General features: G+C 64.4%; 21 protein-coding genes. 10 read left to right on the forward strand and 11 right to left on the reverse strand.

Annotated elements, in window-relative coordinates; genetic code table 11:
- Positions 1 to 69: 69 nt before the first annotated feature.
- From hisG to ACYG9Y_RS20510, 3 genes are all read right to left on the reverse strand, one after another.
- On the reverse strand, positions 70 to 771 hold the full coding sequence (gene hisG / locus ACYG9Y_RS20500; protein ID WP_023701298.1) for an ATP phosphoribosyltransferase: 702 nt from the start codon (positions 769 to 771) through the stop codon (positions 70 to 72).
- Complete coding sequence (locus ACYG9Y_RS20505) at positions 768 to 1,886, reverse strand: ATP phosphoribosyltransferase regulatory subunit (protein ID WP_023738277.1); 1,119 nt, start codon at positions 1,884 to 1,886, stop codon at positions 768 to 770. Before ACYG9Y_RS20505 ends, hisG begins: the two co-directional genes overlap by 4 nt.
- Positions 1,887 to 2,064: 178 nt before the next feature.
- On the reverse strand, positions 2,065 to 3,702 hold the full coding sequence (locus ACYG9Y_RS20510) for a histidine--tRNA ligase (RefSeq protein ID WP_023738276.1): 1,638 nt from the start codon (positions 3,700 to 3,702) through the stop codon (positions 2,065 to 2,067).
- A 203-nt stretch (positions 3,703 to 3,905) separates the two neighbouring features.
- Here ACYG9Y_RS20510 and ACYG9Y_RS20515 point away from each other — a divergent pair, with 203 nt between their 5' ends.
- Positions 3,906 to 4,148 (forward strand): hypothetical protein, encoded by a 243-nt coding sequence (locus ACYG9Y_RS20515; RefSeq protein ID WP_023738275.1) that lies wholly within the window; start codon positions 3,906 to 3,908, stop codon positions 4,146 to 4,148.
- Between the two features lie 137 nt (positions 4,149 to 4,285).
- Here ACYG9Y_RS20515 and ACYG9Y_RS20520 read toward each other — a convergent pair whose 3' ends face one another.
- On the reverse strand, positions 4,286 to 4,924 hold the full coding sequence (locus ACYG9Y_RS20520) for a DNA-3-methyladenine glycosylase I (RefSeq protein ID WP_023738274.1): 639 nt from the start codon (positions 4,922 to 4,924) through the stop codon (positions 4,286 to 4,288).
- Positions 4,925 to 5,133: 209 nt separating this feature from the next.
- On the opposite strand from ACYG9Y_RS20520, the gene ACYG9Y_RS20525 reads away from it, so the two are divergent.
- The gene (locus tag ACYG9Y_RS20525; RefSeq protein WP_023738273.1) at positions 5,134 to 5,880 is read left to right on the forward strand and encodes a L,D-transpeptidase; all 747 of its coding nucleotides are present in this window, start codon (positions 5,134 to 5,136) and stop codon (positions 5,878 to 5,880) included.
- Positions 5,881 to 6,151: 271 nt separating this feature from the next.
- Positions 6,152 to 7,072 carry a bifunctional 5,10-methylenetetrahydrofolate dehydrogenase/5,10-methenyltetrahydrofolate cyclohydrolase gene (locus tag ACYG9Y_RS20530; RefSeq protein ID WP_023670547.1) on the forward strand — a complete coding sequence of 307 codons (921 nt, stop codon included), beginning with the start codon at positions 6,152 to 6,154 and terminating at the stop codon, positions 7,070 to 7,072.
- A 4-nt stretch (positions 7,073 to 7,076) separates the two neighbouring features.
- Here ACYG9Y_RS20530 and glcF read toward each other — a convergent pair whose 3' ends face one another.
- The 4 genes from glcF to ACYG9Y_RS20550 form a co-directional block, all read right to left on the reverse strand.
- Positions 7,077 to 8,402 (reverse strand): glycolate oxidase subunit GlcF, encoded by a 1,326-nt coding sequence (gene glcF / locus ACYG9Y_RS20535; RefSeq protein ID WP_023738272.1) that lies wholly within the window; start codon positions 8,400 to 8,402, stop codon positions 7,077 to 7,079.
- 4 nt (positions 8,403 to 8,406) lie between these two features.
- Positions 8,407 to 9,618, reverse strand: a complete 1,212-nt coding sequence (locus ACYG9Y_RS20540; RefSeq protein ID WP_023738271.1) for an FAD-binding protein — start codon at positions 9,616 to 9,618, stop codon at positions 8,407 to 8,409.
- A 203-nt stretch (positions 9,619 to 9,821) separates the two neighbouring features.
- The gene (locus ACYG9Y_RS20545; protein ID WP_023686828.1) at positions 9,822 to 11,318 is read right to left on the reverse strand and encodes an FAD-linked oxidase C-terminal domain-containing protein; all 1,497 of its coding nucleotides are present in this window, start codon (positions 11,316 to 11,318) and stop codon (positions 9,822 to 9,824) included.
- A gap of 265 nt (positions 11,319 to 11,583) precedes the next feature.
- The gene (locus ACYG9Y_RS20550; RefSeq protein ID WP_023738269.1) at positions 11,584 to 12,906 is read right to left on the reverse strand and encodes a DUF3422 family protein; all 1,323 of its coding nucleotides are present in this window, start codon (positions 12,904 to 12,906) and stop codon (positions 11,584 to 11,586) included.
- Positions 12,907 to 13,111: 205 nt separating this feature from the next.
- Between ACYG9Y_RS20550 and ACYG9Y_RS20555 the strand changes: the two genes are divergently transcribed.
- Genes ACYG9Y_RS20555 through ACYG9Y_RS20565 form a run of 3 tightly spaced genes read left to right on the forward strand, consistent with a single transcriptional unit; the run spans position 13,112 to position 15,881 of the window.
- Positions 13,112 to 13,909 (forward strand): FCD domain-containing protein, encoded by a 798-nt coding sequence (locus ACYG9Y_RS20555; RefSeq protein ID WP_023695102.1) that lies wholly within the window; start codon positions 13,112 to 13,114, stop codon positions 13,907 to 13,909.
- Positions 13,910 to 13,921: 12 nt separating this feature from the next.
- Entirely contained in the window at positions 13,922 to 15,058 is a 1,137-nt protein-coding gene (locus ACYG9Y_RS20560) for an alpha-hydroxy acid oxidase (protein WP_023738268.1), read from the forward strand.
- A 55-nt stretch (positions 15,059 to 15,113) separates the two neighbouring features.
- Positions 15,114 to 15,881 (forward strand): metallophosphoesterase family protein, encoded by a 768-nt coding sequence (locus tag ACYG9Y_RS20565; RefSeq protein ID WP_023738267.1) that lies wholly within the window; start codon positions 15,114 to 15,116, stop codon positions 15,879 to 15,881.
- Here the strand turns inward: ACYG9Y_RS20565 and ACYG9Y_RS20570 are convergent.
- The gene (locus ACYG9Y_RS20570) at positions 15,878 to 16,018 is read right to left on the reverse strand and encodes a hypothetical protein (RefSeq protein ID WP_006206855.1); all 141 of its coding nucleotides are present in this window, start codon (positions 16,016 to 16,018) and stop codon (positions 15,878 to 15,880) included. The two genes, ACYG9Y_RS20565 and ACYG9Y_RS20570, sit on opposite strands and share 4 nt — an antisense overlap.
- A gap of 277 nt (positions 16,019 to 16,295) precedes the next feature.
- Positions 16,296 to 16,994 (reverse strand): type 1 glutamine amidotransferase, encoded by a 699-nt coding sequence (locus ACYG9Y_RS20575; RefSeq protein WP_023692350.1) that lies wholly within the window; start codon positions 16,992 to 16,994, stop codon positions 16,296 to 16,298.
- An 86-nt stretch (positions 16,995 to 17,080) separates the two neighbouring features.
- On the opposite strand from ACYG9Y_RS20575, the gene ACYG9Y_RS20580 reads away from it, so the two are divergent.
- From ACYG9Y_RS20580 to ACYG9Y_RS20595, 4 genes are all read left to right on the forward strand, one after another.
- Positions 17,081 to 17,728 (forward strand): hypothetical protein, encoded by a 648-nt coding sequence (locus ACYG9Y_RS20580; protein ID WP_023738266.1) that lies wholly within the window; start codon positions 17,081 to 17,083, stop codon positions 17,726 to 17,728.
- Positions 17,729 to 17,759: 31 nt separating this feature from the next.
- A complete protein-coding gene (locus ACYG9Y_RS20585) occupies positions 17,760 to 18,494 on the forward strand; it encodes a 16S rRNA (uracil(1498)-N(3))-methyltransferase (protein ID WP_023738265.1) in 735 nt (244 codons plus the stop codon).
- Positions 18,495 to 18,608: 114 nt separating this feature from the next.
- Complete coding sequence (locus ACYG9Y_RS20590; RefSeq protein ID WP_023670558.1) at positions 18,609 to 19,982, forward strand: glutamate--cysteine ligase; 1,374 nt, start codon at positions 18,609 to 18,611, stop codon at positions 19,980 to 19,982.
- Between the two features lie 90 nt (positions 19,983 to 20,072).
- Complete coding sequence (locus ACYG9Y_RS20595; protein WP_023710135.1) at positions 20,073 to 21,134, forward strand: DUF937 domain-containing protein; 1,062 nt, start codon at positions 20,073 to 20,075, stop codon at positions 21,132 to 21,134.
- Between the two features lie 233 nt (positions 21,135 to 21,367).
- Here ACYG9Y_RS20595 and ACYG9Y_RS20600 read toward each other — a convergent pair whose 3' ends face one another.
- Complete coding sequence (locus ACYG9Y_RS20600; RefSeq protein ID WP_023670560.1) at positions 21,368 to 21,658, reverse strand: DUF1127 domain-containing protein; 291 nt, start codon at positions 21,656 to 21,658, stop codon at positions 21,368 to 21,370.
- Positions 21,659 to 21,730: the final 72 nt, after the last annotated feature.

A 21,730-nucleotide genomic window follows, 5' to 3' on the forward strand; every position in this document is an offset into this window, starting at 1 on the left:
GTCTCGCGTCGAGCACTGCCGGAGCGACCCCACCCGTCCATCCGCCTTTGGCGGCTGTCCACCCTCCCCTCAAGGGGGAGGGAGCGCGCTCATCTTCGCGGCTATTTCCCGCACTAGCGCCTCATCCGCAGCAGCACGATCTTTCCTGGCAGCCACGAGGCAGGCCTGCGACTTCAGCACAACCCCATCGGCCAGCACCTTGAGATGGTTGGCGCGCAGGGTCGAGCCGGTGGTGGTGATGTCGACGATGACATCGGCAAGGCCTGCCGCCGGCGCGCCTTCGGTGGCGCCGAGGCTTTCGACGATGCGGTAGACCTGGATGCCGTGCTTTTGCGAGAAGAACTGCTGCGTGAGCCGCCAGTATTTGGTTGCGATCCTCAGCCGCCTGCCGTGGCGCTGGCGGAAATCGGCGGCGACATCGTCGAGATCGGCCATAGTATCGACGTCGAGCCAGATGCCGGGCACCGCGACCACGACATCGGCATGGCCGAAGCCGAGGCGAGCGACGATTTCGGCGCGCGCCTCCCAGTCGGCGAGGTTTTCGCGCAGCAGATCCTCGCCGGTAATGCCGAGGTCGACCGAACCTTGCCCAATCTCGCCGGCGATTTCGGACGCCGACAGGAACGCCACCTCGATGCCCTCCGTGCCGTCGATGCGGGCGCGGTACTGGCGCTCATCGCCGGGCAGACTGACGGCAAGCCCGGCCCTGGCCAGCACCTCCAAGGCCTGCTCCTTCAGCCGGCCTTTCGACGGGATCGCCAGCGTGATCATTGCGGCTCTCCCCGCAGCGCTTCGATGCGGTCGAGCCAGACGGAGAAGCCGACGCCGGGGATCGGCGTCTTGGCGCCGAGCAGGGTCAGCAGCCGGTCGTAGCGACCGCCGCCGGCCAGCGGCCGCTCGCCACCAAGTGCTGCGATCTCGAAGACGATGCCGGTGTAGTAATCCAGCGGACGGCCGAAGGCGGCGTCGTAGCGGATCGTCTTTGCAGGCAGGCCATGTGCCTCGATGGCTTTGGCGCGGGCGGCGAATTTTTCCAGCGCCGCGCCCAGCGAAAGCCCGGCAGAGGCCGCAAAACTTTCGAGCGCAGCACTCGAGCCGTCGAGCGGCACGTCGATGGCGAGAAAATCCCTGAGCGCTGCAAAGGCCTCGTTCGACAGCCGCACGCTGCGCAGTTCGGCCTTTTCGATCAGCCGCCGGGCAATGTCGACTGGCGCGCGCCCGCCGGAGCCGGACAGGCCGGCCTCTTCCATGCCGCCGGCAATGTGGGCGGACAGCGCTTCGAGATCGCCATCGAGCACAAGGGCCGCGGCTTCGCCGTCAAGCTGACCGTTGCGTGGCGGATTGGCGAGATCGGACAACGCTGCCTGCAGCATCGGCGCCGAACCGAAGGCGCGCGCAAGTCGCATGCGCCAGCCGCGCGGCAGGCCGAGGGCCGCCAGCACCGCCTCGAAGATGGTCTGGTCGCCGAGCGTGATCGCAAGAGGTTGCGCCGGCAGCACCAGCTGCAGCAGCGCATGCGCATCGGCCAGCGAACGCGCATCGGCCTTGGCCGTATCGCGGTCGCCGAGATCCTCGATACCGGCTTGGAAAAACTCGTTGCCGCCCTCGCGGCGCTGGCGGAACACTTCGCCGAGATAGCAATAGCGGCGCGGCGTGCCGGCCTGCGAGGCGATGTGGTCGAGGCAGACGGGGATGGTGAATTCGGGACGAAGGCACAGCGTCTTGCCGGTCTCGCTTTCGGTGAGAAAGATGCGGCGGCGCAGATCCTCGCCGGCCATATCGAGGAATGGGTCGGCCGGCTGCAGCACCGCGACCTCGACCGCATGGGTGTTGCGGGTGGCGAAGAGCTTGGTGATTTCGGATGCGATGGCGGGATAGCGAGTCATCGGCTGGTTGGGTGCGAGGCACCCCCCTCTGGCCTGCCGGCCATCTCCCCCTCAAGGGAGGAGATTGGCAGCTTGGAGCGCAGCGCCTCTTCTTCAACGCCGGAGATTGGCGAAACCATGCGCGACATCCAATCTCCCCTCTTGAGGGGGAGATGGCCGGCAGGCCAGAGGGGGGCGTTCATGCGCCACCCTTCGCACGGTCAGCGGCCTGCGCAGCCAAAATCTTCTTCACCTCGGCGACCAGCTCAGCCTCCGGCACCGTGACCTGTGCCGGTCTTGCGGCGCGCCATTCGGCGTTGTCGGTGATCTCAGCCGACATCCGCGCGCCTTCGATCAGATCCTTGATCTGCAGCTCGCCCTTGGCGCGCTCGTCGCCGCCCTGGATAACGGCGACCGGGCTGCCGCGGCGGTCGGCGTATTTCAGCTGCGCCTTCATGCCGGCGCCGCCGAGATACATTTCGGAGCGGATGCCGGCGGCGCGCAGCTCTGCGACCATCTTCTGGTAGCGGCCAAGGCTATCGGTATCCTTGTCCATGACCAGCACGACGACCGGCGCGATGACATCGGTGGTGTCCAGCTTGCCGAGGTTCTTCAGCGCCGTCATCAGGCGGGAGACGCCGATCGAAAAGCCGGTCGCCGGCACCGGCTCGCCACGGAAGCGCGAGACCAGCCCGTCATAGCGGCCGCCACCACCGACCGAACCGAAGCGCACGATCTGGCCGTCTTCGTTGGGGATTTCGGCCAGAAGCTCGGCCTCGAAAACCGGGCCGGTGTAGTATTCGAGGCCACGCACGACGGAGGGATCGATTGCGACTCGGTCATCGTAGCCTGCCGCAACTAACATCTTTCCGATATCGAACAACTCGTTGTAGCCATCGAAGCCACTTTGAGTTGCGTTGGCATCGCCACCAAATTTGAAGAAAGCGGAACGCAGCACACCTAACGGCAGCGAATAGCAGCCAGCTTCTTGAGCTTGGGCAGCTAGGAGGTCTAACTCGTTAGGTTTCCTATAAACTGGCTCGTCGGGTGATAAACCGACATCTGCTACTGTACGCCCTTCAAAGCAGGCAAACAGAAATTCAAACTTATCAATCTGCCCCTCATTCAGTCCGGCGCCCTTGGCGAAATCGCCATCCCCTTCCTTGCCGCCGTCCCACCGTCCTGGGCCAAGCAGGAGCCTCACGCCTTCCGGTCGGAGCTTGTCCAGCTTGTCGATGGCGCGCAGCACCGTCAGCCGGCGGCCGGCATTCTCATCGCCGCCAAGGCCAATCGCCTCCAGCACGCCATCCAGGACTTTGCGGTTGTTAACGCGGATGACGTAGTCGCCGCGTTTGATGCCGAGCGCTTCCATCACGTCGGCCATCATCATGGCCATCTCGGCATCGGCCGCGACCCCCGGCGTGCCGATGGTGTCGGCGTCGAACTGCATGAACTGGCGGAAGCGGCCCGGGCCGGGCTTTTCATTGCGGAACACCCAGCCGGACCGGTAGCTGCGATAGGGTTTTGGCAGCCGCTCAAAATTCTCGGCGACATAGCGCGCCGTCGGCGCGGTCAAATCGTAGCGCAGCGACAGCCACTGCTCGTCATCGTCCTGGAAAGAAAATACGCCCTCATTAGGCCGGTCCTGGTCGGGCAGGAACTTGCCCAGCGCATCGGTGTATTCGATCAGGGGCTGGTCGGCCGGCTCGAAACCGTAGAGCTCATAGACCGAACGGATCGTCGCCATCATCTTCTCGACGGCGCGGATATCGTCGGCGCTGCGGTCGGCAAAGCCGCGCGGCAGCCGCGCTTTCGTCTTTTCCGATTTGTCGGCCATGGGATGGGTCTTTTCGCTAAGTAATCGATGACTTGTTTGGAGTCGGCGTGTCCTAACCGAAGCGGCTTGGTGCGGCAAGGGTTTGCGCTCTTTCCTTCTCCTTCGAAACAAAACGCACCAAAAGGAAACAATTCCGCCATCGGCGCGGCATCGTGCCGACACAATCAGAGCCGATAAGCGCGCCGAAACAAAGGGTTGGGGCCATGACTGCGGCACGCAAATTCGATATCAGAGACGGCGGCTTGCATGAAGTCCGGCTGCGGCCGGCCGAGAGCCGTGCGCATGTGACGGCGAGCCCCGGTCCGTTTGAGGTCACTGCCGACGAGCGCAAGGGTTCCACCGTGCGCGAGGCGCTGATGACTGGATTGCTGGTGATTTATCCGGCCTTTGCGGCACTGGCGGCGATTGTCGCCGGGCTTTTTCTGACGGGCGCCAGCGGGACGTGAGTTCCTTACCCTCCCCCTTGTGGGGAGGGTCGACGCGTAGCGTCGGGGTGGGGGTGCGGCGCCAAGATACCCCCACCCGCGCCTTCGGCGCGACCTCCCCACAAGGGCCCACAAGGGGGAGGTCGGGGGACAGCGCCCTACTTCGGCCTCTTAAAGGCCTTGCGTTCCTTCTCCACCTGCTCCCGGCACACGCACCCTTCGAGATGGTCATTGACCAGGCCCATCGCTTGCATGAAGGCATAGACCGTCGTCGGTCCGACAAAGCTCCAGCCGCGCTTTTTCAACTCCTTCGAAATCCTGATCGAAACCGCTGTCGTTGGGTTGGCGCGCAGGTGGGCGAGGTCGACGATCTCCGGCCGCTCGTCCGGCCCCGGCTCGAACTTCCAGAACCAGGCGGCCAGCGAACCGAACTCGTCGACCATTTCGCACGCCCGTTTGGCGTTGTTGATGGTCGAGACGATCTTGCCGCGGTGACGGATGATGCCGGCATTGGCGACCAGGCGCTCGACATCCTCGTCGGTGAAGGCGGCGACCTTGTCGAAGTCGAAACCGGCGAAGGCCTCGCGGAAATTCTCGCGCTTGCGCAGAATGGTCAGCCAGGACAGGCCGGACTGAAAGCCTTCCAGGCAGATTTTTTCGAACAGCCTGCGGTCGTCGGCGACCGGCCGGCCCCATTCATGGTCGTGGTAGTGCAGATAGTCCGGCAGATTGCCGTGCCAGAAGCAGCGCGTGATCCCGTCGGAGCCGGTAAGCAGTCCGGTGTTGTCTTGCGCCATGGCCAATCCATCCGTTAACGCGCTTTCGCGCTGCATTTACCGCGGCTTTACCAGATTCCTGAACCCGGCGGTAACCACACCAAAAGGTTTACTGACAAAGCGGCATTTTACGCATTCCGATTCATGTTTCGGTTGCCGCTTCGCGCCAAGGATCGCGCAACCGGGGGCAAGTTCCGCCTCCGTCCGTTCGACGATCAAGGTGCGTTCCGATGAAGATCTTTTTGCGTTCCGTGCTCGGCGCCGTGGCCATTCTGGCCGCCGGCGTCACCTCGTGTGCCGCCAACGACCGCTATGCCGACAGGCCGCCGGTTATGGTGAGCCCCGACCTTTCAGCGCCCTGGGTGCTGCAGCTTGGCCGCGCGCCCGGCATCGTGCGGCAGAGCCGCCAGTTCGTGCAGCAGCAGCCACGCCTTCGCTATGCGCAGCCGGCGCGACCCGATCGGGTGCGCACTGCTTCCGTGCAGGCGCCGGCCAAGCGCGTGGTGATGCGGCCGCAGATCAATCCGCTCTACCTGCCGCAGGAAGTCGCCTATGACGGCCCGCAGAAGCCGGGCACGATCGTCATCGATACGACGCAGAACTTCCTGTTCCTGGTCGAGAAGAACGGCAAGGCGCGGCGCTATGGCGTCGGCACCGGCAAGCCTGGCTTCGAATGGTCTGGCACGCACAAGATCACCAACAAGCGCGTCTGGCCGGACTGGCGCCCGCCAGCGGAGATGATCAAGCGAGAGGCCGCCAAGGGCCGCTACCTCCCGACCTATCTGGCCGGCGGCGAGGAAAACCCGCTTGGCGCCCGCGCGCTCTATCTCGGCACGACGGAATACCGCATCCACGGCACCAACCAGCCATGGACCATCGGCGGCTCGGTGTCTTCCGGCTGTATCCGCATGCGCAACGAGGACGTGGTTGACCTTTACGAGAGGGTCAATGTTGGAACGACCGTGGTCGTGATATAGTCGGCTACCGAATCATCTGGTTCAGAAGGCTAGACCTTCAGGGATCGGGAAGAGTTTACGGGGGACGGGCCGTGTGGGGATGCGGCCAGTCAGAAAAGGGCAGCCTGGGAAACCGCGCTGCCCTTTCTCTTTGCATCGGTAGCTGAGCCAGGCTGCGCCAGAACGTCGCGCCAGGGGGATGACGGTTCGCTTTCACGCTGCCTTGCCGCATTTCCCCTGCTATAGGGACGGCCAAACTCCCCTGCGCCAAACTCGCTGCAAAGGTTCAGCCATGTCTCCGCCAGACGATAGCCGCTATCTCCGGGGCGGTCCGGTCGCCCAGCGCATCATGGCATCCGTACGCGAGGATGCCGCCATCGCCACCGCCGAAGGTTTTCCGCCCAAGCTGGTGTCGATCACCGTCGGCGATACCGCTGCCGTCGATGTCTATGTGCGCAACCAGCGCGCCAAGGCCGCCCTTGCCGGGATCGGTTTCGAGGAGCGGCGGTTCCCCGCCGACATCAGCGCCGGCGAACTCGAGGCGGCGATCCATGGCCTGAACGCCGACCCGCGCGTCACCGGCATCATCATCCAGCGGCCGGTGCCGGCCCACATCCCGATCAAGACGCTGCAGGCTGCGGTGCATCCGCTGAAGGACGTCGAGGGCATGCATCCCGCCTCGATCGGCAACATCGTCTACAACCAGCTCGATCTCGCGCCCTGCACGGCGGCGGCCTCGGTCGAGCTGTTGAAGGAAACCGGCCTCGACCTCAAGGGGCTCGAAGTCGTCGTCGTCGGCCATTCCGAGATCGTCGGCAAGCCGATTGCCTTCCTGCTGATGAGCGAAGGCGCAACGGTGACGGTGTGCCATCACATGACGCGCTCGGTGGCCGCCCATGCGCGCCGCGCCGACGCACTGTTCGTCGCCGTCGGCAAGCCCAGGCTGATCAAGGCCGACATGGTGAAGCCCGGTGCGGCCGTCATCGACATCGGCATCAATTCCGAGATCGGCCCGGACGGCACGAGCCGCATCGTCGGCGACGTCGACACCGAGAGCGTGAAGGAAGTCGCGTCCTGGATCACGCCGGTGCCCGGCGGCGTCGGTCCGATCACCGTGGCGATCCTGCTGCGCAACACAATGGTAGCGCTCAGCCGCCAGCGCGCGCGCTACCAGGCGACGTATGGCGTGGTGGACCGGCTGGCAGCGGAATAGCTGCTTACTCGGCGGCGACCAGGTTTCCTTCGGAGACGCCCTCCGGCTTCGGACCACCATAGGCCCAGTCGAGCAGCTTGATCGTGTGCACCACCGGCAGCTTCGCGGCGGAAGCGATCTGGGTGATGCAGCCGATGTTGCCGGTGGCGACGATTTCGGCGTCGGTCGCCTCGATGTTCTTCACCTTGCGGTCACGCAACCTTGCGGAAATCTCCGGCTGCAGGATGTTGTAGGTACCGGCGGAGCCGCAGCACAGATGCCCCTCGCGCGGTTCGCGCACGACGAAGCCCGCCTTGGACAGCAATTCCTTCGGCTGGCGGATGATCTTCTGACCGTGCTGCATCGAACAAGCGGAGTGGTAGGCGACAACGGTGCCCGGCTTGCGCACCGGCTCCGGCAGATCGAGGCCTGAGAGATATTCGGTGATGTCCCTGGCCAGCGCCGAGACCCGCGCGGCCTTGTCGGCGTAGGCCGGATCGAGGCGCAGCATGAAGCCGTAATCCTTGATGGTGGTGCCGCAGCCCGACGCGGTGATGACGATGGCGTCGAGCCCGCCCTGGTCGATGGCACGCGTCCACGCATCGACATTCTGCCGTGCCGAGGCAAGGGCTGCTGCCTCGCGGCCCATATGATGGACCAGCGCGCCACAGCAGGCTTCGCCCTGCGGCACCACGACCTCGACGCCAAGCCTGGTCAGCAATGCAATCGTCGTCTCGTTGATGGCGGGGTCGAGCACCGATTGGGCGCAGCCCGTGAGAATGGCGACGCGGCCTCTCTTCGTCCCCTGCCCGGCATGAATGCCGGAAGAGGCCATTGGCGAGACCGTCGGGATCGAGGCCGGTGCCAGCTTCAGCATCGCGCTGAGCGGCTTCAGGGCCGACACCTTTTCGAACAGACCAATGAATGGCTTGCCGAGTCTCGCCAATTTCAGCGCGGCGCGAAAGCGCGCGGGATAGGGCAGCACGAAGGCCAGCATGGCGCGGGTGAGCCGGTCGAGCAGCGGCCGCTTGTAAGTTTCCTCGATATGGGCGCGGGCATGGTCGACCAGATGCATGTAATTGACGCCCGACGGGCAGGTGGTCATGCAGGCCAGGCAGGACAGGCAGCGGTCGATATGGGTGACGATCTGCTTGTCGGCCGGGCGGCCGTTCTCCAGCATGTCCTTGATGAGATAGATGCGGCCGCGCGGCGAATCCAGTTCGTTGCCAAGCGTCACATAGGTCGGGCAGGTGGCGGTGCAGAAGCCGCAATGCACGCATTTGCGCAGGATCTTCTCCGATTCCGCGACATGCGGATCAGCAAGCTGGGCAAGGGAGAAGTTGGTTTGCATTATCTTAGCCTTGGGCCATGCGGCCGGGATTGAGGATGGACTTGGGATCGAACTCGGCCTTGAGCCGCGCCGACAGTGCGGCCTTATGCGGTGCCTGCGGCTCGAACACCGGGACGGCGGCGCGATGCGAAGGGGTGGCGCGCACCAGCGTGGCGTGGCCGCCGCCAAGCTTTCTGATTAGCCCGCGCAGCAGGGCGGCCTCGGGATCGCCCTCCTCCATGCGCAGCCAGACCAGCCCGCCCTGCCAGTCGTAGAAGGCGCTGGCACCGATCTGCATGCGCAGCGTCAGCACCATCTGATGGGCCTGAGACGGCGCCATGGAGACGCGCCAGACCGGCTTTTCGCTACTGTCGGCGAATGGCGTGCAGTCCCTTATGTCACGCCAGAGGGTATGCGATGTCTCACCTGCGATCTCCTGCAGCGGGCCGGCATTTTTCAGCAGGGTCTTCAGCGCCTCAATGCGATAGGCGACCGATGGGCCAAACCCTTCGACGCGCAGCAGCGTTGCAGCGTCGGTGCCTAGACTGCCCCCGGCAACGCGCGCGGCGATGCGTTCGGGCAGATGGGCCGCGCTCGACACTTCGGCGCTGGAGCCGAGCGCCAGCGCCATGGCGGCAGAGGCGGCATCGTCGAGTAGGCCGCGCATGGCAAGCGTCACCTCGGTCTCGGCCGCCGGCAGCACCTTGAAGGTGACATCGGTGAACACGGCCAGCGTGCCCCAGCTGTTGGCCATCAGCTTCGACAGATCGTAGCCGGTGACATTCTTGACGACGCGGCCGCCGGACTTGAAAGCCTCGCCGCGTCCGGCAACCGCATTGATGCCCAGAATATGGTCGCGCGCGGCGCCCGCCTTCAGCCGGCGCGGGCCGGACAGGTTGGCGGCAAGCACGCCGCCGATGGTGCCCTTGCCGGGCTCGCCGCCGAGTAAAGGACCGTAATCCATCGGTTCGAAGGCGAGCTGCTGGCCGTTTTCGGCGAGCAGGTTTTCGATCTCGGAAAGCGGCGTGCCGGCCTTGGCCGACAGCACCAACTCGGCCGGCTCGTAGAGGGTGACGCCGGTGAGCTTCGAAAGATCGAGCGTGTGTTCGCTCTGCTGTGGCCGGCCGATGCCGCGCTTGGAGCCGTGGCCGATGATTTCCAAAGGTGACTCTTCCGCCGCCGCCCATTGGACGGTGGAGAGGATCTCGGCCGATGTGGTGGGGGTGAAGGTCGTCATGGCGAAGATGGGTCGAGTTCCTTCGCGCCCCCCTCTGTCATGCCGGACATCTCCCCCTCAAGGGGGGAGATCGGAAGTCGCGTCCGATTTCGCCAATCTCCGACCTTGAAGGAAGGGTAAGGCGCGCAAGCTGCCAATCTCTCCCCTTGAGGGGGAGATGTCCGGCAGGACAGAGGGGGGTGTTCACGCGCCAACTTAGCCACTCAAAACCTCGGAATGTCCGGAAACGCCACCTGGCCGCGATGCACATGCATGCGTCCAAGCTCCGCGCAGCGGCGCAGTTGCGGGAACACTTTTCCCGGGTTGAGCAGATGGTTGGGATCGAAGGCGCATTTGACGCGCATTTGTTGGTCGAGGTCGATCTGGTTGAACATCTCCGGCATCAAATCGCGCTTCTCGACGCCGACGCCGTGCTCGCCGGTCAAGACGCCGCCGACCTTGACGCAGAGCCGCAAGATGTCGGCGCCAAAACTTTCCGCCTTGTCGAGTTCGCCCGGCACGTTGGCGTCATAGAGGATCAGCGGATGCAGATTGCCGTCGCCGGCGTGGAAGACGTTGGCGACGCCGAGGCCGTATTTCTCCGACAGTTCGCGCATGCCGGCGAGCACACCCGGCAATTCCTTGCGCGGGATGGTGCCATCCATGCAGTAATAGTCGGGCGAGATGCGGCCGACCGCCGGGAAGGCCGCCTTGCGACCGGCCCAGAAGCTCAGCCGCTCCTGTTCGGATTGCGAGACGCGGCATGTGGTGGAGCCGTTCCTGTAGGCGATCGCTTCGACGAGACCGATCAGGTGATCGACCTCGACGCCCGGCCCGTCGAGTTCGACGATCAGCAGCGCCTCGACATCAAGGGGGTAGCCGGCATGGACGAAATCCTCCGCGGCATGGATCGCCGGCCGGTCCATCATCTCCATGCCGCCAGGGATGATGCCGGCGCCGATGATGTCGGCGACGCATTGGCCGCCCTGCTCGCTGGTCGGAAAGCCGATCAGCAGAGCGCGGGCCGTCTCCGGCTTTTTCAGGATGCGCACGGTGACCTCGGTGACGACGCCGAGCAGGCCTTCGGACCCCGTCATGACGCCGAGGAGATCATAGCCTTCCGAGTCCAGATGATTGCCGCCAAGCCGCACCACCTCGCCGTTCATCAGCACCATCTCGATGCCCAGCACATTGTTAGCGGTCAGGCCGTATTTCAGGCAGTGCACGCCGCCGGAATTTTCAGCGACATTGCCGCCGATCGAGCAGGCGATCTGGGAGGATGGATCGGGCGCATAGTAGAAGCCCTCCTGCTCGACGGCGGTGGTGATGCCGAGATTGGTGACGCCGGGCTGAGCGACGACGACGCGATCGGGATAGTCGATCGCAAGGATGCGGTTGAAGCGGCTCATGACCAGCAGCACGGCATCCTCGAGCGGCAACGCGCCGCCGGAGAGTGAGGTTCCGGAGCCGCGCGGCACGACACGGATGTTGCGGTCGTTGCAGTATTTCAGCACCCGCGACACCTGCGCCACCGTTTCCGGCAGCACCACGACCAGCGGCAATTGCCGGTAGGCGGTGAGACCGTCGCTTTCGAAGGCGCGCATTTCGTTGGTGGCGTCGACGACGCCCTCGCCCGGCACGATGATGCGCATATCGGCGACGATCTCCGCCCGCCTTCGCATCGTGGCGTCGTCTGGCTTGGGCATGACAAGGCCGGACATCGGCGGCGTCCTCCGCTTAGCTGGTAAAAATCTTTTACCAGTTACATCCGGATGTTGCAAACACCGCGTCGGGCAAAGAGCGTACTGCCCGCCTTCCGCAGCGGCAATCTGCCGCTATGGATCTTAACCCTCCCCCTTGTGGGGAGGGTCGCGAACGCAGTGAGCGGGGTGGGGGTCCGCGCGACGAAAGCTCTTTACGAGCACCCTCACCCCGATCCGCTATGCGGATCGACCCTCCCCACAAGGGGGAGGGTAAAGTGCGCTCCTACTCCCCCGGATGTTTCGCCGGCTCGGAGTGCATCCGCCTGACTCGCCGCACGCCCCACCAGACCAGCAGGATGGCGACCGGCACCGCCGCGGCAGTGACGATTTCGGGTGCAAAGGCATGGCCGAAGATCGATGCGCCCTTGGCGAGATAGGAGATCAGGCCGACGACATAGTAGGACACTGCTGCCACCGACAGGCCCTCGACCGTCTGCTGCAACCGCAGTTGCAGCCGGGCGCGGTTGTTCATCGACGCCAGCAGATCGCGGTTCTGCTTCTCGACCTCGACATCGACCCACGTGCGCAGCAGCGTCGTGGCGCGGGTCAGTTTTCGCGACAGGTTGGCCTGGCGCTCCTCGACCGACCGGCAGGTGCGCATGGCGGGTGCCACCCGCCGCTGCAGGAAGCCGCCCCAGGTGTCGTAGCCGGGCACGGCTTCTTCCTCCAGCGCTTCCAGCCGCTCGACAACGATGCCGTCATAGGCGCGACTGGCGCCGAAGCGATAGAGGCTGGAGGCGGCATCAGCCTCGAGTTCAGCGGCAAGCTCGGTCAGGTCGGCGAGCAGCGTCTGGCTGTCGCGGGTTTCAGCGGCCTTCATTTCCAGCGTGGTCTGCGCCAGCCGGTCCTCGATGCGGCGGGCGCGGCCCGACAGCGTCAGCGCCAGCGGCAGGCCGAGCATGGCAAGCGTGCGATACGTCTCGACGTCGATCAGCCGCTGCGACAGCGCGCCGGTCCGCGCCGGCGTCAGGCCGCGATCAAGCACCAGGATGCGGGTCAGGCCGTCGCCGTCCTGGCGGAAATCGGTGACGATGGCCGCATTGCCGCGCTCGACCAGCGAATAGCAGAGGCTCGTCGGGTCGAAGGCCGCAATCAGCTTCTCGCTTGCCGGCGTCCATTTGCGGATCTCCAGCCTTATGCCTGAGATCACCGTTCCCGGCGGCGAGAACCCGTTGCCGAAAGGAGAATCCTCCTGCGCCCTGCCGCTTTCGGCAAGCGGCCCTTCCCAAAGATAGGTCGAGAATTCCGTATGCCGCTCCCAGCGCAGCGTACCCTTGCCCCACTTCATGGCGTGGTGGCGGGCATGACGGTCGGGCGCCGCGATGCCGAGGCGCCGCGACAGTTCGGAGAGCACGGCCATGTCGACGCCGGAGCCGCCCTCGGTCATGAAGGCGAGTTGCACAAGCACGCGCGGCTTCTCGATCAGCGGATGCGGCCGGGCATGTACCTCGCCGATCGCGCCGGGCCGTCCCTCATGCGCGGGAAAGCCCATCACGCTGCCCTGGGCGCGCGGCTGGAATTCGAGGTTGGACGTCTCGTCCGACACGGTGGTCCCCCTGTTCTCGACCCTTCGTGTGATGGCGTCCTCTAAAGGCAATCCATGAGGCGCGTAAACACCAAAGTCTAGCATCGTAGGTCCTGCCGGCGCGACGCGCAGACCGACCCGATTGGGCAAATTGGATAAATAATTTGACCAGTTGGCGACGCTGGCTTTATCTTGCGCGACGCCGGTTCAATTTCCCAGGCCCCCGTTGAGCGATATTTTCTCCAGGATCGAGCATTCGCGCACCGCCGACGAGGTGGTGCAGCAGATCGAAAGCCTGATCCTTGAAGGCGTGCTGCGCACCGGCGACCGGCTGCCGGGCGAGCGCGAGCTGGCGCGCCAGTTCGACGTGTCGCGGCCGATCCTGCGCGATGCGCTGAAGGCGCTGGAAGGGCGCGGGCTGCTGATCACCAAGGCCGGCGGCGGCACCCATGTCGCCGACGTCATCGGCCAGTTGTTCACCAAGCCGGTGACCGACCTCATCTCGATGCACCGCAAGGCGGTGACCGACTATCTGGAATACCGCCGCGAGATCGAAGGTGTTGCGGCCGAATATGCGGCGCGGCGCGCGACAGCGGACGACATTGCGCTGCTCGACCGCATCATGGCGCGCATGGACGAGGCGCACCGCACCGGCGATTTCGACGACGAGGCGGAAATCGACGTCGAGTTCCACCATGCTGTGTGCGAATGCGCGCACAACATCATCCTCTTGCACACACTGCGCTCCTGCTACCGGCTGCTGTCTGAAGGCGTGTTCCAGAACCGGCTTCTGGTGTTCAGCGTGCCCGGAGCGCGCGAGGCGCTGCTGGCCCAGCACGGCGCGATCTACAAAGCCGTGAAGGCCGGCGATCCCTCAGCTGCCCGCCAAGCGGCGATGGACCATATCTCCTATGTCGAACGCTCGATGCTCGAGGCCGAACGCAGCGGCGACTGGCAGCGCGTGTCGCGGCTCAGGCTCAAGCAGCGCTCCGACGCCGACGACGGCTTCAAGACGACTGGCTAACGAGGAACCACCATGAGCGACATCCTCACCATTGCCGATCTCAAGGACCTGGCGCGCCGGCGGGTGCCGAAGATGTTCTACGACTATGCCGATTCCGGCTCCTGGACCGAAAGCACCTACCGCGCCAACGAGGAGGACTTCCAGAAGATAAAATTCCGTCAGCGCGTGCTGGTCGACATGAGCAACCGCTCGCTGGAATCGACCATGATCGGCGAGAAAGTGGCGATGCCGGTGGCGCTTGCCCCAACTGGAATGACCGGCATGCAGCATGCCGATGGCGAGATGCTGGCCGCGCAGGCGGCAGAGGAATTCGGCGTGCCGTTCACGCTGTCGACGATGAGCATCTGCTCGATCGAGGATGTCGCGTCGGTGACCAAGAAGCCGTTCTGGTTCCAGCTCTACGTGCTTCGCGACAAGGATTTCGTGCTCGACCTGATCGACAGGGCGAAGGCTGCAAAATGCTCGGCGCTGGTGTTGACGCTCGACCTGCAGATCTTGGGGCAGCGCCACAAGGATGTCCGCAACGGGCTGTCGGCGCCGCCCAAGATGACGCTGGCCAACATTGCCAACATCGCCATGCGGCCACGCTGGCTGATGGGCATTGCCGGCACCAAGCGCCGCACCTTCCGCAACATTGTCGGCCATGCCAAGGGCGTCGGCGACGTCGCTTCGCTGGCATCGTGGACGACGGAGCAGTTCGACCCGCATCTGTCGTGGAAGGATGTCGCCTGGATCAAGGAACGTTGGGGCGGCAAGCTGATCCTGAAAGGCATTCTCGACAAGGAGGACGCGCTGATGGCGGTCGAGACCGGCGCCGACGCCATCATCGTTTCCAACCATGGCGGGCGCCAGCTCGACGGCGCATCGTCGTCAATCATGGCGCTGGAAGAGATCGCCGATGCCGTCGGCGACAGGATCGAGGTGCATATGGACGGCGGCATCCGCTCGGGCCAGGACGTGCTGAAGGCGCTTTGCCTCGGCGCCAAGGGCACCTATATCGGCCGCCCGTTCCTGTACGGATTGGGCGCCATGGGCAAGCAAGGCGTGACCCTGGCGCTGGACATCATCCGCAAGGAGATGGACATCACGCTGGCACTGTGCGGCAAACGGCTGGTGACCGAGATGGGCAAGGACCAGTTGCGGCGATAGGGTCTTGTTCACCGATTAGACCCTAGCCTCGCTGGATCACGGAGACGAAGCCGCCTTGACCGAGACCGGCATCCACTACCTCGACGCGCGCGCACCCGATGGCATGCGCCTCTATGCGATCGGCGACGTGCATGGCCGGCTCGACCTGCTCGCGGCCATGCATCGCCGCATCGAGAGCGAACTCGAATACAAGCCGACCAGCGATTGGCGCGTCATCCACCTCGGCGACTATGTCGACCGCGGACCAGAGTCCAAGGGCGTCATAGACTTCCTGATCGAGGTACAGAAACGCGATCCACGGCATCTGATGCTCGCCGGCAACCACGATATCGGCTTCCTCGATTTTCTCGACGAGCCTGACCCGGAAGGGCTGTTCATCCGCTATGGCGGCGTGCAGACGGCACAATCCTATGGCGTCGACCTAGCGGGACACGCAAGCTGGTTCGGCAAGGGCGAGGCGTTACGGCGGGGACACCAGGCACTGGTCAATGCTGTACCGCAAGCCCATGTCGACTTCCTGCGGTCGCTGCAATTGTCACTGATATCAGGTGATTTCTTCTTCTGCCATGCCGGCGTCAGGCCTGACGTGCCGCTGGAGAGCCAGAGCCCGCAGGATCTGGTCTGGATCCGCGACGTCTTCCACAACCATCCAGGGCTTTACCCGAAGGTGATCGTGCACGGCCACACACCGGTGCCGCAGGCGGAGGTGATGCCGAACCGCGTCAATGTCGACACGCTCGCCTGGCAGTCAGGCATGCTCAGCGCGCTCGCCGTGGACGGCGCGGACAAGCGTATCCTGACTGTGCAGGGAAAAGCGTTTTAGCGAAGCGCGGCGGTGACGCCGTAGCCGTCGACGGCCTGATGGTTGTTGGCTGCATCGGCGGAATAAATGCCGAGACCGCACAAAACGATGGCAGACAGCATGACAAAGGACAGAAGCGCTGCTTTCACGGACGTCATCTCTAGTTGAGCTTCCTGCATCTGGGCACGAGGCGGTTACCAATGGGTTGAAACCGAGAATTCGTCTCAAAGTTTCGACGATTTCGCGCTTGTAGGTCGATTCTGTATCGGCGGTGTGTCGCGCGGATCACACAGAAGGTTCATCGCGGTTGCATTGCCGATGCATAGCGCGCGCCTTGTAGGATGGCGTTCGGCCACAAACCAAGGACGAAAGAAGTTGTCCCCGGCAGATTCCCCGCCGCGTGCCAATTATGCAACGGCCGCGCGTTGGCTGGGTTCAGATCGTCGCCACCCAGGCGCGGGCAATGGCCAAGCCCGCGGCATCAGCCTCGGGGCCGTTGAGAGCCATTTCGCTGTCGAGGCGGTCGTGCCAGTCGGGATGGCGATCGGCAATCAGCGGCGCGAAGGACGTGCTCCAGTCCCTCACCATCGGCCGGTCGGCCTCGAAATGGAACTGGAAGCCGTAGACGGCGCGGCCGATACGGAACGCCTGGTTCTCGGCAATTTCGCTGCCGGCAAGCCGCACCGCATTTGACGGCAGCGCGAAAGTGTCGTCGTGCCATTCGAAGATGGGGAAATCCTGGGGAAGTGCGCCAAGCACCGGATCGGTTCTGGCATCCGGCGTCAGCGATACCTTGTGCCAGCCGAATTCCGAGGCGCCGCCGATCTGGTTCTCACCGCCGAAAGTGCGGGCAACCAACTGGCTGCCCAGGCAGATACCGAGAACCGAGCGATCCTTGGCGGCGAAATCGCGGGTCAGTTCGAGCAGCGCCGGGAAATACGGGTAGTCATCGTCGGCCAGCGCATTCTGACCGCCGCCCAGCATCACCATGGCATCGTGTCCGGTCGCGTCGTCTGGCAGCGCATCGCCCTTGTAGGGCCGGCGCAGGTCGAGATCGGCGCCGGCTTCGGCGAGCGCGGCACCAACCTGGCCAAGGCCGGTGTTGTCGTAGTTCTGGACCACCAGCACCCGCATCGCAAAACCCTGCTGACATGAAATGACGCGACGAGCGATATCATGTCGCCAGCATTGCAGCCAAGATGCGTATTCGGGAGAGAGCTATGCCACTGCAGAACCGGGTCGATCCGTTCGGCGCCATCCATGCCAAATCCGAGCGCGGCCTGTTCACCGGCAATCGCGGCATCATCCACGATCCTGAGACCAAGACGCTGCTGAAAAAGCGTTGGGCCTTGCCGGCCTGGATCATCTGCGTTTGCGAATTCCGCAATGTGCGGCGCGAGCCGATGGGCAGGAACCGGCCGGGCGGCAGGGCCGGCTGGACCGAGTTGTTCTTCCTCGACGAGGTGACGGCGCTGGCCGCCGGGCACCGTCCCTGTTTCTATTGCCGGCGTGAGCGAGCCACGGATTTTGTCGGGCGTTTCGGCAAAGTCTTCGGTGTAAACGAACCGCGCGCGCCAATGGTGGACAAGCGGCTGCACAAGGAGCGGCTGGCTTCGGGCGGCAAGCCACCCGATGTCACCATGGGAGAGCTTGCCGAATTGCCGGACGGAGCGATGATCGCGGATGGCGGCTCGGCCTATGCGCTGCGCGGCGGCAACGCGCTGCCCTGGTCGTTCGCAGGCTATGGCGATGCGGCGGCCTTCGACAGCCTTGCCGGCCGTTCGCTGCGCCTGCTCACACCGGCCACGACCGTTTCGGTGCTGCGGCACGGTTTTGAACCGGTGTGGCATCGTTCCGCCGAGACTTGACGCCAGGCACCGCCTCGCCCATTCCTCGGCGATGCGCGCCAATTACAAGATGCAGCGGCTGTTCTTGGCCGACGATCTCGCAGCCGACATCGAATTCGATGCCGGCCAGCAGCAAAGCCATTACCTCATGCATGTGCTGCGGCTCGGCGAAGGCGCCGAGATTCTGGTCTTCAACGGCCGCGACGGCGAGTGGTCGGCGGCGATCGCTTCGACGTCGAAGAAGGCGGTGCGGCTGAGAGTGCTCAGCCAACAGCGGCCGCAACCGCCTTTGCCCGATCTAGTTTATTGCTTCGCGCCGCTGAAGCAGGGGCGGCTCGACTATCTCGTGCAGAAGGCGGTGGAGATGGGCGCCGGCATCCTGCAGCCGGTGATCACCCAGCACACGCAATTGGCAAAACCCTCCATCGACCGGCTGCGCGCCAATGTCGTCGAGGCGGCCGAGCAATGCGGCATACTGGCGGTGCCGGAAGTGCGCGAGGCCGAGAAATTCGAGCGCCTGCTCTCCGGCTGGGACAAGGAACGCCGGCTTATCTTCTGCGACGAGGATGCCTCGACCAACAACCCGCTGCCGGCATTGCAGGCAATACCTGAGAGGAAGCTGGCGCTGCTGGTCGGGCCGGAAGGCGGCTTTTCCGACGACGAACGCAAGATGCTGCGGGCGCTCCCCTTCGTCACTGCCATCCCGCTCGGACCGCGCATCCTGCGCGCTGACACAGCAGCTGTAGCGGCGCTTGCGGTGATGCAGGCGACGGTCGGAGACTGGTAAGAAGCGTAAAGATCAATTCCTGTTGACCTGTGGCTCAGGATTTTTCGCTTGATCGGCTGCTGACATTTCGTCCATTTAGCGCCGGCGGGCTCCGAGAGCCGCAGAGGGGGCCCCATGGCGCGCGACACAACAGATTTCCGGCCAATCGAAGGCATCGACGAACTGGTCGAGCATCTGGCCGAAGGCAACAAGCCGCGCGACAAGTGGCGCATCGGGACCGAGCACGAGAAGTTCCCCTTCTATGTCGACGGGAACGCGCCGGTGCCCTATGGCGGCGAGCGCGGCATCCGCGCCATCCTCGAAGGCATGCAGCAAAAGCTCGGCTGGGACCCGATCATCGATGACGGCCGCATCATCGGCCTGGTCGAGCCGACCGGACAGGGCGCGATCTCGCTGGAGCCTGGCGGCCAGTTCGAGCTGTCCGGCGCGCCGCTGGAAACGATCCACCAGACCTGCCGGGAGGGCAATGCGCATCTGGCGCAGGTACGCGAGATCGCCGAGCCGATGGGCATCCGCTTTCTCGGCCTCGGCGGCAGTCCGAAATGGTCGCTCGCCGAGACGCCGAAAATGCCGAAATCGCGGTACGAAATCATGACCCGCTACATGCCCAAGGTCGGCACCAAGGGGCTCGACATGATGTATCGCACCTGCACCATCCAGGTGAACCTCGACTTCGAAAGCGAAGCCGACATGCGCCGCAAGATGCAGGTGTCGCTGAAGCTGCAGCCACTGTCGACGGCGCTGTTTGCCAACTCGCCCTTCACCGACAGCCGGCCGAACGGGCTGCAGAGCTGGCGCGGCGACATCTGGCGCGACACCGACAACCAACGCTCGGGCCTGCTCGAATTCTGCTTCTCGCCCGAGTTCGGCTTTGCCGACTATGTCGAATGGGCGCTCGACGTGCCGATGTATTTCGTCATCCGCGACGGCCACTATCACGACATGACGCACATCACCTTCCGCCAGTTCATGGCCGGCGTTGCCCGCAATGAAGTACCGGACGGACTGCCCACCATGGGCGACTGGGCGAACCATCTGTCGACCCTGTTCCCTGACGTCAGGCTGAAGCGCTTCCTCGAAATGCGCGGCGCCGATGGCGGGCCGTGGCGCCGCATCTGCGCGCTGCCGGCCTTCTGGGTCGGGCTGCTCTATGACGAGGCCGCGCTCGACGCCGCCGAGGCGCTGACTTCGAGCTGGACCTATGAAGAAACGCTGGCGATGCGCAATGCGGTGCCGGAACAAGGCATTTCCGCGCCGTTCCGCAACACGACGCTGCGTGAGATCGGCCGCGATGTAATGACCATTTCGCGCCTTGGGCTGAAAAATCGCGGCAGGAAGAACCGCGACGGCTATGACGAGACCTCGTTCCTCAACACGCTGGACGAAGTCGTGGCGCGCGGTACCACCAGTGCCGAGGAAATGCTGTCGGCCTACCACACGCGCTGGGGCGGCTCGATCGAGCCGGTGTTCATGGAATATGCGTATTAGCGTCGCGCCTTGAGCAGCGGCAAAAGCCGCTTCAATCGAACATCGAAACGAACTAGGTTCTCCCTCGAGGATTTCCGGGAGGAGAAACCGATGCCTACCTTGTTCGACATATTGGCGCAGGCGCAGAACGGCAACGGCATGCAGGCGCTTGCCCAGCAGTACGGGCTTTCCATGCAGCAGACGCAGGCGGCTGTCGCCGCTCTGCTGCCGGCCTTCTCGCAAGGGCTGCAACGCAACACCGCCGATCCCTATGGGCTCGGCGCCTTCATGACGGCGATGGCGAGCGGCCAGCACGCCAAATACTTCGAGGACGCGACCAGGGCGTTCTCACCGCAAGGCGTCAATGAGGGCAATGGCATTCTGGGTCATCTGTTCGGCTCGAAGGAGCTGTCGCGCGCGGTGGCCAGCCAGGCCGCGCAGGCGACCGGCGTCAGCCAGCAGATCCTGCAGCAGATGCTGCCGGCCATCGCTTCGATGGTGATGGGCGGATTGTTCAAGCAGACGACAAACCAGTTGACCGGGGGTCAGATGCAGGCCGCCGGTGGCTTCGGCGGCGGCAGCAATCCGCTCGGCGAGATCATCGAACAGATGATGCGGCAGGCGGGCGGCGGGGCACAGCCTGCGCCGCAGCCAGCACCCAATCCTTACGGTGAGAACCCGCTGGGCAAAGTGCTGCAGGACATGTTCGGCGGCGGCGCCCAACAGCCGCAAAGCCAGCCGCAACAGGCGCCCAACCCCTATGGCGACAATCCGCTGGGCAAGGTGCTGCAGGATATGTTCGGCGGTGGCGCGGCACAGCAACCGCAGGGCCGGCCGCAGCAGCCAACACAGCCGCAACAGACGCAGAGCCCTTACGGCGACAACCCGCTGGGCAAGATTTTTGAAGAGATGATGCGGCAAGGCGGTGGTGGCGGCTTCGGCCTGCCCGGTGGGCAGCCGGCGCCGCAGCAGCCGCAAGCACCCCAGCCGCGACAGGCACCGCAGGAGCGCCAGGCGCCGCAACCGCAGGCCAATCCGAGCGGCAGGCCACGCAATCCGTTCGACGATATTTTCGGCAAGATGTTCGAGACGGGCGCCCAGCAGCGCGACGACTATCAGAAGGGCGTGGAAACGATCTTCGACCAGTTCAAGCGGGACATGGACCGGCGGTAGTTGGCGGTAGTTGGGCGCTGACCTTCGCGGCTTCGGAGCAAGGAACGAAGCGACGCGGCGCAGACCGCACGATGACGACGGAGCTTTAAAAGAAAAGCCCGGTCCTGGAGGAGGACCGGGCCAGTGTGCAGGCTGGCCGGCGGGGAACCGGCAGGGAGTGGGGAGCCTGCTATACTCGTTGGTCGCAGCGAGCCTGAGAAAGGTTCACGGCAACCGAAACAATGCGCCCGATATCACGCTATCTGGCGGGCGAGATCTTCGATCGTATCGGCACGATCGCTCGCAATCGCACGCAGCTTCACGGTCGGATCGGCGCCGAACGGCACATCGATGGCGACATGGAGATCCGCGCGCGTCAGGCCGATATCGGCGAGTTCGGCGTCCGACATCTCGCCGAGGCGATAGAAGGCCCGGCGATTTTTCCAGGCCTGGTAGGCATTGAGAAGGGTGTTGGCCACGCGCGTCGCAACGGCCGGACGCGAGGTTATGCGCGAGGTCTCGGTGGCGAAATCAAACGTGGTCATGTCGGTCTCCTTCAGACTCGAACTGGACAAGACCAGGCGATCGGCGCTGGGGACAGCGGCCGTTCCGGTCTC

It is taken from the genome of Mesorhizobium sp. W050 (assembly GCF_054719535.1).